General features: G+C 68.9%; 11 protein-coding genes. 5 read left to right on the top strand and 6 right to left on the bottom strand.

Annotated features, from left to right (window positions below; translation table 11 throughout):
• Window positions 1-12: 12 nt before the first annotated feature.
• Both AB0L70_RS26010 and AB0L70_RS26005 read left to right on the top strand, forming a co-directional pair.
• A complete protein-coding gene (locus AB0L70_RS26010) occupies window positions 13-2,847 on the top strand; it encodes a BTAD domain-containing putative transcriptional regulator (protein WP_363688451.1) in 2,835 nt (944 codons plus the stop codon).
• 74 nt (window positions 2,848-2,921) lie between these two features.
• On the top strand, window positions 2,922-5,438 hold the full coding sequence (locus AB0L70_RS26005; protein ID WP_363688449.1) for an AAA family ATPase: 2,517 nt from the start codon (window positions 2,922-2,924) through the stop codon (window positions 5,436-5,438).
• Here AB0L70_RS26005 and AB0L70_RS26000 read toward each other — a convergent pair.
• The 6 genes from AB0L70_RS26000 to AB0L70_RS25975 are packed head-to-tail and all read right to left on the bottom strand — an operon-like array spanning window position 5,423 to window position 12,555.
• The gene (locus AB0L70_RS26000) at window positions 5,423-6,820 is read right to left on the bottom strand and encodes an FAD-binding oxidoreductase (RefSeq protein ID WP_363688447.1); all 1,398 of its coding nucleotides are present in this window, start codon (window positions 6,818-6,820) and stop codon (window positions 5,423-5,425) included. The two genes, AB0L70_RS26005 and AB0L70_RS26000, sit on opposite strands and share 16 nt — an antisense overlap.
• A gap of 55 nt (window positions 6,821-6,875) precedes the next feature.
• Window positions 6,876-7,835, bottom strand: a complete 960-nt coding sequence (locus tag AB0L70_RS25995; RefSeq protein WP_363688445.1) for an ABC transporter permease — start codon at window positions 7,833-7,835, stop codon at window positions 6,876-6,878.
• Between the two features lie 2 nt (window positions 7,836-7,837).
• The gene (locus tag AB0L70_RS25990) at window positions 7,838-8,764 is read right to left on the bottom strand and encodes an ABC transporter permease (protein WP_363688443.1); all 927 of its coding nucleotides are present in this window, start codon (window positions 8,762-8,764) and stop codon (window positions 7,838-7,840) included.
• Window positions 8,761-9,777 carry an oligopeptide/dipeptide ABC transporter ATP-binding protein gene (locus AB0L70_RS25985; protein WP_363688441.1) on the bottom strand — a complete coding sequence of 339 codons (1,017 nt, stop codon included), beginning with the start codon at window positions 9,775-9,777 and terminating at the stop codon, window positions 8,761-8,763. The genes AB0L70_RS25990 and AB0L70_RS25985 overlap by 4 nt, the downstream gene beginning before the upstream one ends.
• Window positions 9,774-10,754, bottom strand: coding sequence for an ABC transporter ATP-binding protein (locus tag AB0L70_RS25980; RefSeq protein WP_363688439.1), 981 nt, complete (start codon window positions 10,752-10,754; stop codon window positions 9,774-9,776). Before AB0L70_RS25980 ends, AB0L70_RS25985 begins: the two co-directional genes overlap by 4 nt.
• Window positions 10,755-10,761: 7 nt before the next feature.
• Complete coding sequence (locus tag AB0L70_RS25975; protein ID WP_363688437.1) at window positions 10,762-12,555, bottom strand: ABC transporter substrate-binding protein; 1,794 nt, start codon at window positions 12,553-12,555, stop codon at window positions 10,762-10,764.
• Between the two features lie 166 nt (window positions 12,556-12,721).
• Here AB0L70_RS25975 and AB0L70_RS25970 point away from each other — a divergent pair, with 166 nt between their 5' ends.
• From AB0L70_RS25970 to AB0L70_RS25960, 3 genes are all read left to right on the top strand, one after another.
• The gene (locus AB0L70_RS25970) at window positions 12,722-13,405 is read left to right on the top strand and encodes a response regulator transcription factor (protein WP_363688435.1); all 684 of its coding nucleotides are present in this window, start codon (window positions 12,722-12,724) and stop codon (window positions 13,403-13,405) included.
• A gap of 1 nt (window position 13,406) precedes the next feature.
• Entirely contained in the window at window positions 13,407-14,849 is a 1,443-nt protein-coding gene (locus AB0L70_RS25965) for a HAMP domain-containing sensor histidine kinase (protein ID WP_363688433.1), read from the top strand.
• A 111-nt stretch (window positions 14,850-14,960) separates the two neighbouring features.
• Entirely contained in the window at window positions 14,961-16,559 is a 1,599-nt protein-coding gene (locus AB0L70_RS25960) for an ABC-F family ATP-binding cassette domain-containing protein (RefSeq protein WP_363688431.1), read from the top strand.
• Window positions 16,560-16,595: the final 36 nt, after the last annotated feature.

Genomic DNA, 16,595 nt, shown 5'->3' with positions numbered 1-16,595 from the left:
TAGTCTGAGGCCGTGGCGGAGGGGAATCTCCCCGTTCGGTTGTCGAGTTTTGTCGGCCGGGAGAGTGAGCTGGCCGAACTGGCGGAGCTGGTCCGAGCACATCGGCTGGTGACACTGACCGGACCCGGGGGTGGGGGCAAGACCAGGCTGGCGGTGGCGCTGGCCGATCGGTTGCGCCCCCGGTACGCCGCGGTCCGGTGGGTCGGCCTGGCCACGACCGGGCCGATGGACGGCGCCGCGGGGGTGCTGACCGCCCTGGCCGATGTGCTTGAGTTGCCCGAGGCAACGAGTGAGGCGGTGATGCGGCGGCTGTCCGGCGGCCCGTCACTCCTGGTGGTGGACAACTGCGAACATGTACTCGAGCCGATCGCCCCGCTGATCGGTGAGCTGCTGCGGAGCTGCCCGAAGCTCACCGTGCTCGCGACCAGCCAGGAGGCGCTGGGGATCGCGGGTGAGCTGGCCTTCGCCGTACCGCCGTTGGCCGAGGCGGCGACCCGATTGTTCGTCGATCGGGCGCAGGCGGCGTCTTACACGTTCGAACGGACCGAGGCGAATGCGTCGGATATCGCGGAGATCTGTGCCCGGCTGGACGGCGTACCACTGGCGATCGAGCTCGCGGCGGCGTGGATCCCGACCTTGTCGCCGGCGCAGATCGCGAGCCGGTTGGACGACAGCCTCGCCGTACTGACGCGTGGCGATCGGGAGGCGATGCCGCGACATCGGACCTTGCGTGACGCCTTGGACTGGAGCTGGGGTCTGCTGGATCCGCCGGAGCAGGAGTTGCTGGCGCAGCTGTCCGTCTTTCCGGCGAACTTCAGTGTCGACGCGGTCGAGGCAGTCGCCGTACTGCGCGGACACGATGTGCTGCAATCCCTGTCCCGGTTGGTGAATCGCTCGCTGGTGATGGTGGAACAAGGCGACGAGGTGCAGTACCGCCTGCTCAACGTGGTCCGGCAGTACGCGGCGTACCGGCTCGGTTCGGACACCGGTCCGGTCCAGCGGCTGGCGGCGTACGCACTCGATCTGGTCGAGCGCGCGGCGGATCGGTTGGAGGGCGAGGAACAGCAGGACTGGCTTGATCTGCTGTTCGTCGAGCGCCACACCATCAGGGCTGCAGTGATCGGGCACATCGAGCGCCATGAGGCGGAGGCCGCGACCCGGCTCGTGGTCGGGTTGTGGTGGCCGTCGTACCTGCTCGGCTGGTACCAGGACGCGCGGGACATGCTGGAACGCGTACTGGCGTTACCCGGTCCGGTCCCCGCCGAGCTGCGAGCCGATGCGCAGATGGCACTCGGCACACTGGCCCACCTGCAAGGTGACGCCGAGTTGGCCGCCACACATCTGCGCGCCCTGTTCACCGCGCAGAAGGCCGCCGGCGATCCGACCGCCGAGGCGCGTGAGTTGCACTGGCTCGGTGGCGTCGCGATGCGCAGGGGCGAGTACGACGAGTCACGGCGGCTCGGCCTGCGGTGCATCGAGCTGTGGCGGGAGCTGGGTGTCGAGTGGAAGCTCTCCCGCGCCATCGACTACCTGGGCATGCGTGAACTGCTCGCCGGCGAGCTGGACCACGCGGACGAGCTGTTGCGGGAAGCCCGCGCCCGCTACGAGCAGGACGGCGCAGGGGAGGGGCTGGCCTGGTCGACTGCACTGCTGGGCGCTGTCGAGCATTACCGCGGCGACTCCGCGGCGGCGAACATCCTCCTCGGTCAAGCTCGCCAACTGGCCGAGCCCGCGCACCAGACCGTCACGTTGGCCTGGGCTCTGCACCTACTGGGCCTGGAGGCGCGCAAGGCAGGTCGGCTGACCGAGTCTGCAGACCTCCTCATCCAGAGCCTCCAGCTCCACCTCAACTCCGGCAACCGCTGGCGGGTGGCCAGCCTGCTCGAATCCCTCGCCACCACAGCACTGTCCGACGATCAGGCCAAGGCCGTGCGGCTGTTGAGCCACGCGGCCGCGATCCGGACCAAGCTGGGCACGCCGGTCCCCGCCGTCGAGGCAGCCGAGGTCGCGTCCACCCTGGACGCAGCCCGCGCAGCGTTGACGCCGGAGGTCTTTCGTACGGCGTGGACCGAGGGCGAGGTGTTCACCGTCGACAAGGTCGCCGGGGTCGAGCCCAACGTCCGCCGGAACGCGCTGCCGTTGACGATCGTGGAGACCCGGATCGAGTCACTCCACATCCAGGCCCTCGGCTCCTCGGAGGTACGCCGGAACGACACGGTGCTCGACGCTGCGGCCTGGGGCTATGCGAAACCCCGCGAGCTGTTCTTCTACCTGCTCGGGTCCGGCCCGGTCACGAAGGACCAGATCGGCGCCGAGCTCTGGCCGGACGCCTCCGCCCAGACGCTCCGGAACAGTTTCCACACCTGCCTGCACCAGGTCCGCCGTACGCTCGGGCGCTCGGACTGGATCACGTTCCGCGGCGGACGGTACGAGTTCAACCGGACCCTCGAGCACACGTACGACGTGGCCGACCTGGAGGGCGCCGCCGAGGCCGGGGACCTGGCCCGGGTGATCGCGATCTATCAGGGCGACTACCTGATCGACGTCGCCGGCGCCGCGTGGATCGACGAGCGCCGGGAGACCCTCCGGCAGACGTTCGAGCGGTCGCTGCTCGCCCTCGCGGACGCCCGCGCCACGGACGGGCGGGTCGAGGAGAGCATCGACCTCTACCAACGGGCGGTCAGCCACGACCCACTGCTCGAATCGGCCCACCGCGCGATCATCTCCCTGCACCTGATCCAGGGCGACCGCGCCGCCGCGGTCCGCCAGTACAAGGCCCTGACCGAGCTCCTCGCCACCGAGCTCCAGACCACCCCGAGCCCGCAGACCACAGCGCTTCTGAGCTGACCCCAAGCACTTCCCACAGCAGGTCCCAGCAGAGTTGGTTCGGGGACATTTGTGTCTAGCTCGGGGGTTCACTGATGCGATTACATGAACGAGATTGGGCGGTCCGCGCCATCCAGACTGCAGTCCACGCGGACCGCGGGTCCGTCGTACTGCTGACCGGCGAAGCGGGGATCGGGAAGACCAGCGTGGTCCGTGAAGTGGTCGGTCGGCTCGGTCCGTCCGTCCGGATCCTGCGGGGTGCGTGTGACGACATGCTCGCGCCACCGCCGCTCCAGCCGCTGCGTGACGCCGTACGTGGGTCCGACGGGCCGTTGGCGCGAGCCCTGGCCGATCACCGGGATCTGTACGAGCCGGTGATCCAGGAGTTCGCCGGGTCGAAGCCGACCGTGCTGGTGATCGAGGACGTGCATTGGGCTGACGACGCCACCCTGGATCTGCTCAGGTACCTGGCGCGGCGGGTGGATCAGCTGCGGCTGGTCGTGGTTCTCACCTTCCGTGATGACGAGATCGATGCTCGGCATCCACTCCGGCTCCTGCTCGGTGCGCTGTCCGACGTGACCGTCCATCGGCTCGCGCTCCCGGCGTTGTCGGAGGACGCCGTACGGTCGATGGCCGCCGAAGCCGGCTGGGATTCCGACGAGTTGTACCGGCTGACGAACGGGAACCCGTTCTTCGTGACGGAGGCGCTCGCGGGTCCCGCTGACGCCGTACCTGCGACCGTGGTCGACGCGACGCTGGCCCGGCTGCACACGTTGGACCACGACAGCATCAGTGCGGTCGAGTTGCTCTCCGTGATCCCGCGGCCGCTCGGCCTCGGGTACGCCGAGATCTTGATGGCCGGCCACAGTGAGGCGATCACCCGGGCCGAACTCCGCGGCATCCTCGAGGCCCGCGACGGCACTGTCGCGTTCCGGCACGAGCTGGCCCGGCGGGCGATCGAGCAAGCGCTGCCGGCGATCCAGCGGCGAGCGCTGAACAAGCGCATCGTGGAGCTGATCCTCGACTACGGGCACGAGCGGCTGCTGTACCCGCTGGTGCACCACGCGGTACGCGCCGGTGACGTCGACACGGTCGTCGAGTACGCGCCCCGGGCCGCCCGCGACGCGACCGCGGCGGGCTCGCACCGCCAGGCGCTCGCGCAGTACGAGGCGGTGATCCCGTACGTCGACCGGTTGCCGGCGGCCGAGCAGGCCGAGGTGCTGGCCGGGTTCGCCTGGGAGCTGCACATCGCCCACCGTTTCCCGGAGGCGGTCGCGCGCTGCGCAGAGGCCGTGAAACTGTTCGAACACCTGGGTGAGGTCGTGCCGTTGACGGAGGCACTGCTGCAGCAGTCGCGGCATTGCTACCTCGCGGGCGCCACCGACGCGGCTCTCGCTGCGGTCGACCGCGCCTTCAAAGTTGCTAAGGGCAACGATGAGGTCTGGCCGGCGGCGGTCGCGTGCCGGGGCATGATGCTGGTTCTGACCGGTTCACCGGAACAAGCCGCACCGGACCTCGCGCAGGCGCATGCCCTCGCGGTCGCGACCGGGCGGACCGATATCGCCGCGTTGTGCCTCAACTACATCGGCCTCGCCTGGTGCGATCTCGGCAAGCCGGGCGGACTGGAGAACCTGCGGATCAGCATCGACGCCGCACTGGCTACCGGCGACCATGAAGCGGTCGCGCGGGGCTACACGAACTTAGTCGAGATGCTGTACCGCGCCCGCCGCTGGGACGAGCTGGCCGAGACCATCGCGGCCGGGCTGGAGTTCACCCAGGAGCGTGGCTTCGGTTCGCACACGTACAACCTGGAGACGCACCGGGCCTTGCTGCTGATGCGCCGGGGCGACCTGGCCGGCGCCGAGCAGCACCTGCGCTGGCTGATCGACACCGTCGACGAGCCGGGCATGCTGTCGGTCCTCAGCGCGTCGAGCCTCGGCCGGGTGCTCGCCCGGCGCGGTGACCCTGAGGCGCGGTCCCTGCTGGCCGATGCCTGGCAGCGTGCGCAGGCCCAGCGTTCCGTCCTCGGTCTCGCGTACGCCGCAACGTCGTACGCCGAATGGGCCTGGCTCAATGCTCGTCCGGAGATCTCGGACCGGATCCGCCTGAGCCTCGGCGGGCACACGCTCGACGAGCCGGCCTTCCGCGAGCTCGCCCGGTACCTGTCGCTCGCCGACGTGTGCTGGCGGGGCGGCTGCCTGGAGGAGGGGCTCGACGCCTGGGAGGACACGCCGTACGAGCGAGCGCTCGTCCTCGCGCTGTCCATGAGCCGGGAGGCGACGCTGGAAGGCTTGCAGATCCTGCTCGAGCTGGGTGCCGCACCGGCGGCCGGCATGCTGCGGCGCCGGCTGAAGGAGCTGGGGATGCAGCGGATCCCGCGTGGTGCGCAGGCCCGGTCCCGGAAGAACCCGGCCGGCCTGACCGATCGGCAGGTCGATGTGCTGATGCTGCTGATGGACGGCATGACGAACGCGGAGATCGCCGAGAAGCTGGTGGTCTCGGTGCGTACCGTCGACCATCACGTCTCGGCGATCCTGTCCCGCCTGAACGCCCGGACGAGGCGGCAGGCCGCCGCCATCGCCCGGGACCTCGACCTTCAGCTGACCGGCTGAGAGCCGGCCGGCCGAGTGCTGACCGGCTGATTGCTGGTCGGCTGATTGCCGCTGACGGGGTGGTTGCTGCGGATCACCCCGTTCGGGTCGACCCGGCTCTTGATCTCCGCGAGCCGGGTCTGCGTCGCCGCGGGGTAGAGCTGGGCGTTCGGTTCGCCGACCGAGAAGTTCGGCAGGACCCGGCCGCTGATCCATGGCTCCATCGCCGTCTGCACGTGCTCGATCGCGCCGCCGATGACCGGCGCCAGCGCCGGGTCCGCAACGATGCCGCCGAACAGGAACAGGTACGGATCCTCGATCACGCCGGCCGCACCGTGCGACTCGTCCGGCCGGGCGAACGCGCCGCCCAGGTGCCGCACCTCGAAGATGAACAGCGGCGAATCCGCTGCGCCGACCTTCAGCAGCGTGTCGATCGCCGCGTCGTCGAAGGACGACAGCAGCACGCTCTTGATCAAACCTGGCGTCGGGTCCTCCGGCTCCTGGGCGATCTTGCCGACCATGCTCAGCGGGATCGCCGCGACGTCGTCCGACACCGGCGCGGCGACCGCCCGGAGCGGAGCGAGCAGTTTGTCCGCGTCGTCCGGCGTACCGAGGAATGTGCTGTCGACGGCCGCGAACGACTTGCCACGTACGGGTTCCGGCACGAACGGAACATCCGGGAAGTGCAGCAGCCACGCCCACAGCGACAGCTCGTCCGGCGCGGTGGCCGAGATCTCGGTGAAGGCACGCAGTACGTCGCGGGCGTGCTCGATCGGCCACATCATCCGGCCGCCCTGGATCTCCATGGCGGGCAGCAGTTCGAGCTCCATCGCCACGACGATCCCGAAGTCGCCGCCGCCACCACGCACGGCCCAGAACAGGTCCGGGTCCGACTCCTGCGTGACGTCGATGACCTCGCCGGCGCCCGTGACGAGCCGGACCCAACGGACCCGCTGGGCCGCCTGCCCGTACTTTCGTCCGAACCAGCCGACCCCGCCGCCGAGCGTGTAGCCCACGACAGTGACGTCGCCGTTGCTGCCCGGCAGGCTGGTCAGCCCGGTGCCGGTCAGCGCTTCGTTCAAGTCTCGCCACTGCACACCGGCGCCGACCCGAACCACACCGGCCTCGAGGTCGACGTCGATCGCGGTGAGCGCACCGGTACGGAGCAGGATCGTCCCGTTCACGGCCGACGATGCCCCGTGCCCGGTCGGCTGAGTCGTCACCGCCAGACCGTGGTCGCGGGCGTACCGGACTGTGGCGACGATGTCGTCAAGTCCGGACGCCTGCACCACGGCGACGGGTTGCTGGTCGATGAGCAGGTGCCACGCACCCCGCGCGGCGTCCCAGCCCGAGTCGCCCGGCAACACGACCGGGCCGTCTATCAGTTCACGTAATTCATCCATGCCTCTGTTTGTACGGCGATGCCTATCGCCGCTCATCGGCAAGAACTACCCATATCTAGTGGAGCCGGACCCGCGGATCCAGTACGGCGTACGCGATGTCGACCAGGATGTTCGCGACCACGACCGCCGCGGAGGCGAACAGCACGATACCGATGATCACCGGCAGATCCTGCTGGTTGATCGCGACCACGGCCGTCTGGCCGAGCCCGGGCAGGCTGAACACGGTCTCGATCACGACCACGCCACCGATCAGCTGGCCGAGGTCGATCCCGAACTGGGTCACCACCGGCGTGAGCGCGCTGCGCAGACCGTGCCGGACGATCACGCGGCTCTCCCGGATCCCCTTCGACCGAGCGGTCCTGATGTAGTCCTCGCCCAGTACGTCGAGCATCGAACCGCGGGTCAACCGGGTATACGTTGCCGCCAGCAACAAAGCCAGCGCGATCCAGGGCAGGAACAGATGCTGGAACCACGGCCCGACCCCGGCCGTGAGCGCCGAATACCCGCCTGCCGGGAACCAGTGGTACCCGGCCAGCGTGAGTCGGAAGTACAGGAAGTACAGCAGCAACAAGCCGAGCAGGAACGACGGGAACGAGTAGAAGAACAACGAGAACAGCGTCAGCCCACGGTCAGCCAGCGACCGCGGATGCACTGCCGAGATCACGCCGTTGAACACCCCGAGGAGCAACCACAGTACGGCGGCTCCGATCGCGAGCGAGACCGTGATCGGCAGCGCCGTACCGATGATGGTTGTCACCGGCACCTGGTGGTAGTAGTCGTAGCCGAGGTTGCCTTTCACCGCGTTCTCGACGAAGTGCAGGTACTGCTTCCAGACCGGCAGGTCCAGTCCGAGCCGGTGCTGGATCAGGGCGATCGTCTCGGGGGTCGCCTGCCGGCCGGCCAGCGTCTGCGCCACGTTGCTGGGGGCAACGAAGAACAGGGCGAAGACCGCGATGGTGATCAGCCACAGGACCAGGATGCCGTGACCGAACCGGCGAAGGAGAAAGAGTGCCATGACTAGGTCCGATCCGCTCGTGGGTCGAAGGCGTCCCGGACGCCGTCGCCGAACAGGTTGAACGCCAGGGTCGTGATCAGCAGCGCCAGACCGGGGAACAGGATGAACCACCACGCGGTCGTGTAGTAGTTCTGCGACGTGCTGATCATCCCGCCCCAGTCGGCCGTTGGTGGCGGCAGTCCGAGCCCGAGGAACGACAACGTCGCCTGGGTCACGATCACCACCGGGACCAGCAGCGTGGTGTAGACGATCACCGGTGCGAGCACGTTCGGCAGGATGTCGACGAACATGATCCGGCTGTCACCCGCGCCGAGCGACCGGGCCGCCTCGACGAACTCGCGTTCGCGCAACGTCAGCACCTGCCCGCGGACGATCCGGGCCACCGACGCCCAACTGAAGCAGCCGATCACCAGCACGGTCACAGTCAGGCTCGGCCCGGTGACCGAGACCAGCGCGATCGCGACCAGCAGGAACGGCACCGACAGGACCACGTCGATCAGCCGGGCGAGCACCGTGTCAGTGATCCCCCCGAGGAACCCTGCCGCGAGCCCGAGTACGACGCCGATCACCACGGTGATCGCGGTCGCGATGACACCCACGAGCAGTGACACGCGAGCGCCGTACGCGATCCGGACCAGGATGTCCCGGCCGAGGTCGTCGGTGCCCAGCCAGAACGTCCCGTTCGGCCCGCGGGGCAGGCCGTCCGGGGTCAGCCCGATGTCCCGGTACTGCTCGTTCGGTGGGTGTCCCGTGATGGCGGAGAACACCGGCGCGAAGATCGCCATCAGCACGATCAGCAGGATCACGGCCAGCGAGATCATCGCCACCTTGTCCCGCCGCAACCGCCGCAACGCCAGTACGAACGGACTACGCCCCTCAATCGCCCGCGGCTCGTCGACTACGTCGATCATTTCGATGGCGGCGGTCATGATGCCTTCAAGTTGGGTACGGCGGTGGACAGGTCCTCGCCCAGGGTCAATGGGTAGAAGCAGGCGGTCCGGTGATCGCCGGTGTCCTCCAGCACTGGCTGGAGTGGTGGTTCGCCGGACGCGCAATCGGCTCGCGCCTTCGGGCATCGCGTATGGAACCTGCACCCCTCCGGCGGGTTCGTCGCGGACGGGATGTCGCCGCCGAGGATGATCTGCTCGCGACTGTCGGCGGTGTCCGGATCGGCCACCGGCAACGCGGACAGCAACGCCCGCGTGTACGGATGCCGGGTCTCCCCGAACAGCTCGCTTGTCGGCGCGAGCTCGACGATCTTGCCCAGGTACATCACCGCGATCCGGTCACTCACGTGCCGGACCACGGACAGGTCGTGCGAGATGAACACATAGGTCAGGTCGAACTCGTGCTGCAGATCCGCCAGCAGGTTGATGATCTGGGCCTGGATCGACACATCCAGCGCGGACACCGGCTCGTCACAGATGACCAGCTTCGGCCGCAACGCCAGCGCCCGGGCCACCCCGATCCGTTGCCGTTGGCCACCGGAGAACTCGGCCGGGAACCGGTTGTAGTGCTCGGGGTTCAGCCCGACCAGCTCCATCAGCTCCTGGACCTTCTTCTTCCGCTCCGCCCCCGATGCGATGTTGTGGATCGCAAACGGGTCGCCGATGATCGAGCCGACCCGGCGGCGCGGGTTGAGCGAGCCGTACGGGTCCTGGAAGATGACCTGGACCTCACGCCGGATCGGGCGCATCGCCCGGCGTGACAGCGTGCTGATCTCGGCCCCGTCGAACCACACCGACCCCGACGTCACGTCGTACAGATGGGACATGCAGCGGGCCAGTGTGGACTTGCCGCAGCCGGTCTCGCCGACCAGGCCGAGCGTCTCGCCCTTGCGGACCTCGAGGGAGACCCCGTCGACCGCGCGGACCACCTCCTTCGAGCCAGTGGGAAACTCCTTGCGAACGTTGTCGACCTTCAGCAGTACGTCGTCGCTCATGACGCGATCGCCTCGCTTTGCTCATGCGGGAGCCAGCAGGCCGACTGGTGCCGGGGATCGCGGGCGACGTCGGTCAACGGCGGCGCCTCGGTCCGGCACTTGTCGAACACCTGCGGGCAACGGGCGGCGAACGGGCACCCGGCCGGCAGGCTGATCAGGCTCGGCGGCGTGCCCGGGATCGGGGTCAGCCGATCACCGCTGCGCGCCGGGAGCGAGGCCAGCAGCCCTTGTGTATAAGGGTGATGGTTGCGGTAGAAGATGTCGCGACGCGGAGCCCGTTCCATCACGGCGCCGGCGTACATCACCACCACCTCGTCGGCCATCTCCGCGACCACCCCGAGATCGTGGGTGATCAGGATGATCGCCGTACCGAACTGCTCCTGCAGGCGGCGCATCACGTTCAGCACCTGGGCCTGCACGGTCACGTCGAGGGCGGTGGTGGGCTCGTCCGCGATCAGCAGCGCCGGGTCGAGTGCCATCGCCATCGCGATCATCACCCGTTGCCGCATCCCGCCGGAGAACTGGTGCGGATAGTCGTCGATCCGTTCCGCCGCCCGCGGGATACCGACCAGGGTGAGCAGCTCGGCGGCCCGTTTCCGGGCCGCCTGCTTGCTGATCACGCGATCGTGGGCGCGGATCATCTCGACGATCTGCCAGCCGATCCGGTACTGCGGGTGCAGGCTGGACAGCGGGTCCTGGAAGATCATCCCGATCTGCGCGCCACGCAACCGCCGCAGCGTCGACTGGTCGGCGGTGATCAGGTCCGTTCCGTCGAAGAACGCCGTACCGGAGACCTGGGCACCGCGGGTGAGCCCGACGATGGTCTGGGTGGAGACGCTCTTGCCGGAACCGGACTCGCCCACGATCGCCAGGGTCTGACCGGCTTCCACGTCGAACGACAACCCCCGGACGGCACGGACGGTGCCGTCCGGGGTGTCGAAGGAGACCTTGAGGTCCCTTACTTCAAGCAAGGCCATGAGGTTCTCAGCCGCCCTGCTTGGCCTTGTCGAGCCACACGTTCGCCGGGTCGAAGTTCTGCAACGTCGGGACGTAGACGGCGTTGTGGACCTGGGCGGCGTGGTAGTTGGCCTGCTTGTTGTTGGTCAGCGGGTAGAAGGCGGCCTGGTCCATCACCCGGGCGTCGGCCTTGGCCCACAGGTCCGTGGCCGCGTCCTGCGTCGGTGCGGCGATCGCCTGCTGGATCAGCGTGTTGGTCTCCGGGTCGTTGTAGAGGCCGAAGTTGCTGCCGACCGGCGGGAACGACGGCTCACCCGAGAACAGCGGGTTGAAGAACGACAGCGCCCCGTTGCCGTACCAGTCCGCGCCCCAGCTGGACAGGGACAGGTCCCAGACCCCGCGTTTCGCGACGTCCGGCACCTGCAGGTACTTCACGTAGAAGTCCGCGTTCGGCGACGGTACGCCGGTGACCGTGATGCCGGCCTTGGACAGGTCCTGCTGGATCGTCTGGAAGCTCTTGCTGCTGCCCTCGCTCGCGTTGCGGTAGAGGAACTTCAGCGTCAGGTTCGGATACCCGGCCTCGGCGAGCAGCTGCTTGGCCTTGTCCGGGTCGTACGGGTACGGGTCGATCTGCTTGGAGCCGGTGATGACATCGGGCAGGACGTGCGTGAGCGGCGGGTTCAGCGTCTTGCCGCCGAGCACCTGCAGGACGTGGTCCCGGTTGATCGCGTAGCTGAGCGCCTGCCGCACCTTCGGGTTCGCCAGTGCCTTGTTGTTGTTCGGCGAGACGGTGTTGTAGATGACGTACGGGTTGGTGCTCGCGGTGTCGCCGATGTTCAGGTTCGGGTCCTTCTTCGCCTGCAGCGCGGGTAGCTGCGACGGCGGCGGTGCGACGTCCCACTCCATGTCGGCGGTCGGCGTACCGGTCTGCAGCTGCTGCTGGATCGAGTCCTGGCTGACCGTCTCGTTGACCACGATCTTGTCGACGTACGCCTTGCGGACCGGGTCGGTGGCGGCGTCCCAGGCGGGGTTGCGGGAGTAGTTGACCGACTTGGTCGGCACCCACGAGTCGACCTTGTACGGGCCGTCGGACGGGTAGTGGTTACCGAGCTCGGTGCTGGCCGGGAGGTACTTCAGCGCCTCGACCGGAGCCGGTGAGAAGGCCGGCATCGTGAGCATGTCGACGAAGTACGTGGCCGGATGGGTCAGGTGGAAGACGACGGTGGTGTCGTCCTTGGCCTCGACCCCGGGCAGCGGCGTCTTCTCGATGTACTCCTGGATGCCCGCGACCGTCTTCGGCGCCTTGTTGAAGCCGTCGGCGAACGCCTTGTAACCGACGATCAGGTCGGCGAAGTCCGGGATGCCGCCGAACGGCTGGACCGGGTTCGTCGTGCGCTTGACGCCGCGGACCACATCGGCGGCGGTCACCTGCCGGGCCGGGGAGGTGTCCCACTTCGCGCCGGGGCGGATCTTGATCGTGTACGTCTTGCCGTCCGCGCTGACCCCATCGTTCGCGGCGGTCGGGATGTCGGTCGCGAGATCCGCGACGGGTGCGGTGTTCTTGCCGCCGGGATCGGCCGGATACGTGAACAGCTGCCGGCTCCACAGCCGCAGGTTCAGGTAGCCGGTCGCGTAGTAGCTCACGTTGGGATCCATGTAGTCGACATCGCCGGCCCCGAGCATGTTCAGGGTTCCGCCGGTGACCGGCTCGGCGGCGGTGCCTCCGGATCCGGATGTCGTTCCACCACCGTTGCTGCAAGCGGCGAGCACGACGCTCGCCACGGCGGCAAGGGATACTGCCGCCAGCCGTCTTCTGGCCATTGGTCCTCCTCCGGGACTCGATAGCGCCGAAGCTAGGACTTCCGGCTCCGGCCGGAACCCGGGTCACCGAAGCGTCAAGAGGTTGTCACCGTCGGCGCGTGGCGACATGACAGCTTCATGACAGGCGTAACCGGCACCCGGCCCGGTGGTGAGCGACACTGGTCCCGTGGCACACAGCCTGCTGTTGGTCGATGACGAGCCCCGGATCCGGCGGGTACTGCGCCTCGCCCTGGAAGACGAGGGGTACCAGGTCGCGGAAGCGGCCAACGGGTACGACGCGCTCGCCGCGCTGCGCCGGGTCCAGCCGGACGTGGTCCTGCTGGATCTGATGCTGCCGGACCGGGACGGATTCACGGTCTGCCGCGAGATCCGCCGTACCAGCGACGTACCGGTGATCATGGTGACCGCGCGGACCGACAGCCACGACGTGGTCGCCGGGCTGGAGGCGGGTGCTGACGACTATGTGACGAAGCCGCTGGTGGCCAAGGAGCTGTCGGCCCGGATCCGGGCGTTGCTGCGGCGGGTCGAGCCGGCCAACGCGCGGCAGCCCGATCTGATCGAGGTCGGCGACCTGCGGATCGACGTACCGGGAGCCGAGGTGACCCGCGACGGCGAGGTGCTCCCGCTGACCCGGACCGAGTTCAAGCTGCTCGCCGAGCTGGCCGGCGCCGAGGGCAAGGTGCTCAGCCGCGAGCAGCTGCTGTCGAAGGTGTGGGGGTACGGGTACTTCGGTGACAGCCGGATCGTCGACGTCCACATCCGCCGGCTCCGGCTGAAGATCGAGCACGACCCGGCCAGCCCGAAGCACCTCGTCACCGCCCGCGGTCTGGGCTACCGATTGGTGAGCTGATTTGCCGGGCCGGCGACCGCGGTGGTGGGGTGGCGAAGGACTCAGGCTCGGCCTGCGCGGGCGCGTCATGGTCGCGTACGGCCTGCTGGCGCTCGGGTTGTCGACGGTGCTCGCACTCGTCACCTGGGGCGTGGTCTCGAACTATCTGACCGACCAGCGGGAGTCGTCCGCGATCGTGGAGACCCAGGACAACGCGGCCGCCTTGCACTACGGGATCTTCGGCGCGCCCGAGCCATGCCTGCCGGCGCGGGAGCGGGTCGAGTGCGGCAGCCCGATCCCGCAGGAGAACGTGAGCGTGATGAGCCTGCTGGCCACGCTGCCGTCCACCGACTCGGCGGCGGCGATCCTGTACTTCCAGGGCGAGTGGTACTCGCTGACCGGGAAGCCGTCCGATCTCCCGCCCGACCTGGTCGCCAACGTCAAGGCGGGCAGCACCGACCACCGCCGGATCATGGTCAACGGTCAGGAGGTGCTCGCTGTCGGCGTACCGCTGACCCGGCCGGGGGAGGCGTTCTTCGAGTGGCATCCGCTCGCCAAGCTGAACAGCACGCTCGTGACGCTGAAGATCACGCTGGTCGTGGCGGCGATCGTGACTGCGCTGATCGGGTTGGCAGTCGGCCGGCTGGCGAGCACCCTGGCGTTGCGGCCGTTGGCCGAGCTGACCCGAGTGGCGGATGCGGTCGCGCGCGGGAAGCTGGATGCGCGGCTGCAGGCCGAGAACGACCGCGACCTGGGCGGGTTGGCCCGGTCGTTCAACCAGACCGCGGCCGACCTGGAGCGTCGGGTCGCGGCGGACGCGCGGTTCGCCGGAGACGTCAGCCATGAGTTGCGTACGCCGTTGATGACGATGCTGAACTCGATGCAGCTGATCCAGAACCACCGGGCCGAACTGCCTGCGGCGGTGCGGGAGCCGGTCGAGCTGCTCGGGTACGACCTGGATCGGTTCCGGCGACTGGTGATCGACCTGCTGGAGATCTCCCGCGACGACGGTGGCGATCAGGGCAGCCGGGAGATCGTCCGGATCGCCGACCTGGTCCGGGCCGCGGCCGATGCCACGGCGGGACGCGAGCTGACCACGGTCGAGCCCGACGCCGAGGGTCTCACGCTGCAAGCCGACAAGCGCCGGCTCGAGCGGGTCATCGCCAACCTGGTCGAGAACGCCGAGGACCACGCCGGTGGTTGCAAGGGCGTCGGTGTGGAAGCCGGTGGGCTGGGCGTCATCATCACCGTCGACGACGCCGGTCCAGGAATTGCTGTCGAGGACCGCACCCGGATCTTCGAGCGCTTCGGCCGCGGTGAGACCTCGGGCCGCGGTCGCGGCGTCGGTCTGGGCCTGGCCATCGTCGCCCGCCACGTCCAATGGCACCAAGGCACCATCCAGGTCGTCACCCGCCCTGGCGGCGGTGCCCGCTTCGTCGTCGAGCTGCCGGCGAAAACCAGCTGACGGTTCTTCAGGCTCCCGTTATCGTGGAGGCATGGCTACTTGCCTCTGTGTCTAGCTGTGGACCCGCTTCCGCGCCAGAAGTGTGTCCTTTAGCTATCACGGAGAGTAACCATGATCACCGTTCGCGGTGTAGATATTCGCGTCGGCGCCCAGCTGCTGCTGACCGATCTGTCCTTCCACGTCAGCCCGGGTGACCGCATCGGGCTCATCGGCCGCAACGGCGCCGGTAAGACCACGCTGATGAAGACCCTGGCCGGCGAGGACCGCCCGGCCACCGGGTCGATCACCGTGTCCGGTTCCGTCGGCTACCTGCCGCAGGACCCGCGCGCCGCCGATCCCGCCGTCACCGTCACCGCCCGCATCCTGTCCGCGCGCGGCCTGGATGTCGCCGTACGCAAGCTCCGTCAGGCCGAGGCCGCGATGAGCACCGCGACCGGCGAAGCACAGGAGAAGGCGATGGCGGCGTACGCCCGTGCCGACGCGGAGTTCCAGGCCGGCGGTGGGTACGCGGCCGAGGCGGAGGCGGCCCGGCTCGCGGCCGGTGTCGGCCTGCCCACCCGCGCGCTCGAGCAGCCCGTCGGCGAACTGTCCGGCGGGCAGCGCCGTCGCGTCGAGCTGGCCCGGATCCTGTTCGCGCAGCACGACACCCTGCTGCTCGACGAGCCGACCAACCACCTCGACGCCGACTCGGTGCTGTGGCTGCGCTCGTTCCTGCTGTCGTACCCCGGCGGCCTGATCGTGATCAGCCACGACCGCGAGTTGCTCAAGGCAACGGTCAACCGGGTCTTCCACCTGGACCCGCTGCGGCTCACGATCGACATCCACAACACCGGCTGGAAGAAGTACCTCGAACAGCTGGAGACGGACGAACGTCGCCGTACCCGGGAGCGCAAGACGGCCGAGCGCAAGGCCGCGGTCCTGCACGCCCAGGCGCAGAAGATGCAGGCCGGTGCCACCACGGCCGTTGCCGCGCGCAACATGGCGCGGCGGGCGGACAAGCTGCTCTCCGACCTCGAGCCGGTACGCCGTTCCGCCCGCGTGGCCCGGATCCGGCTGCCCGAGCCGGCGCCGTCCGGCAAGACCCCGCTGACCGCCGTCGGCCTGAAGAAGGCGTACGGCGGACTGCAGGTGCTGGACGGCGTCAACCTGGCCATCGACCGGGGCAGCCGGGTCGTCATCCTCGGGCTGAACGGTGCGGGCAAGACCACCCTGCTCCGGCTGCTCGCGGGTCGTGAGGAGCCGGACGCGGGCGAGGTCGTGCCCGGGTACGGGCTACGGCTCGGGTACTTCGCGCAGGAGCACGACACCCTGGACCTGGCCGGGACCGTCCGGCAGAACCTGGCGTCGGTCGCGCCCGGCCTGACCGACGGCGAGGTCCGGAACGTGCTCGGCTCGTTTCTGTTCAGCGGTGACGACGCGGAGAAGCCGGCCCACGTGCTGTCCGGTGGGGAGAAGACGCGCCTGGCACTCGCCGGGCTGGTCCACTCCGGGGCCAACGTGCTGCTGCTGGACGAGCCGACCAACAACCTGGACCCTGCCTCCCGGGACGAGGTTCTCGGCGCGGTCGGCAGCTACCCGGGCGCGATCGTCATGGTCACCCACGACGAGGGCGCGATCGAGGCCTTGCGCCCCGACCGGGTGCTGATCCTGCCGGACGCGAGCGAGGATCTGTGGTCCGACGAGTACCTGGATCTGGTCTCGCTGGCCTGATCGGACCCGGGCCTCAACCCACGGGTTGAGGCCCGG

The sequence above is a fragment of the Kribbella sp. NPDC051952 genome (assembly GCF_040680855.1).
In the GTDB taxonomy this organism is placed as follows: Bacteria; Actinomycetota; Actinomycetes; order Propionibacteriales; family Kribbellaceae; genus Kribbella.
Note: the sequence above shows the minus strand (reverse complement) of the source record. Positions and strands in the feature narration are given on the sequence as shown.

Bases quoted from the DNA above. Each gene is read 5' to 3' on its own strand.
- AB0L70_RS25960 (WP_363688431.1), top strand. From the start codon at position 14,961: ATGATCACCGTTCGCGGTGTAGATATTCGCGTCGGCGCCCAGCTGCTG.
- AB0L70_RS26005 (WP_363688449.1), top strand. From the start codon at position 2,922: ATGCGATTACATGAACGAGATTGGGCGGTCCGCGCCATCCAGACTGCA.
- AB0L70_RS26000 (WP_363688447.1), bottom strand. From the start codon at position 6,820: ATGGATGAATTACGTGAACTGATAGACGGCCCGGTCGTGTTGCCGGGC.
- AB0L70_RS25995 (WP_363688445.1), bottom strand. From the start codon at position 7,835: ATGGCACTCTTTCTCCTTCGCCGGTTCGGTCACGGCATCCTGGTCCTG.
- AB0L70_RS25990 (WP_363688443.1), bottom strand. From the start codon at position 8,764: ATGACCGCCGCCATCGAAATGATCGACGTAGTCGACGAGCCGCGGGCG.
- AB0L70_RS25985 (WP_363688441.1), bottom strand. From the start codon at position 9,777: ATGAGCGACGACGTACTGCTGAAGGTCGACAACGTTCGCAAGGAGTTT.
- AB0L70_RS25975 (WP_363688437.1), bottom strand. From the start codon at position 12,555: ATGGCCAGAAGACGGCTGGCGGCAGTATCCCTTGCCGCCGTGGCGAGC.
- AB0L70_RS25980 (WP_363688439.1), bottom strand. From the start codon at position 10,754: ATGGCCTTGCTTGAAGTAAGGGACCTCAAGGTCTCCTTCGACACCCCG.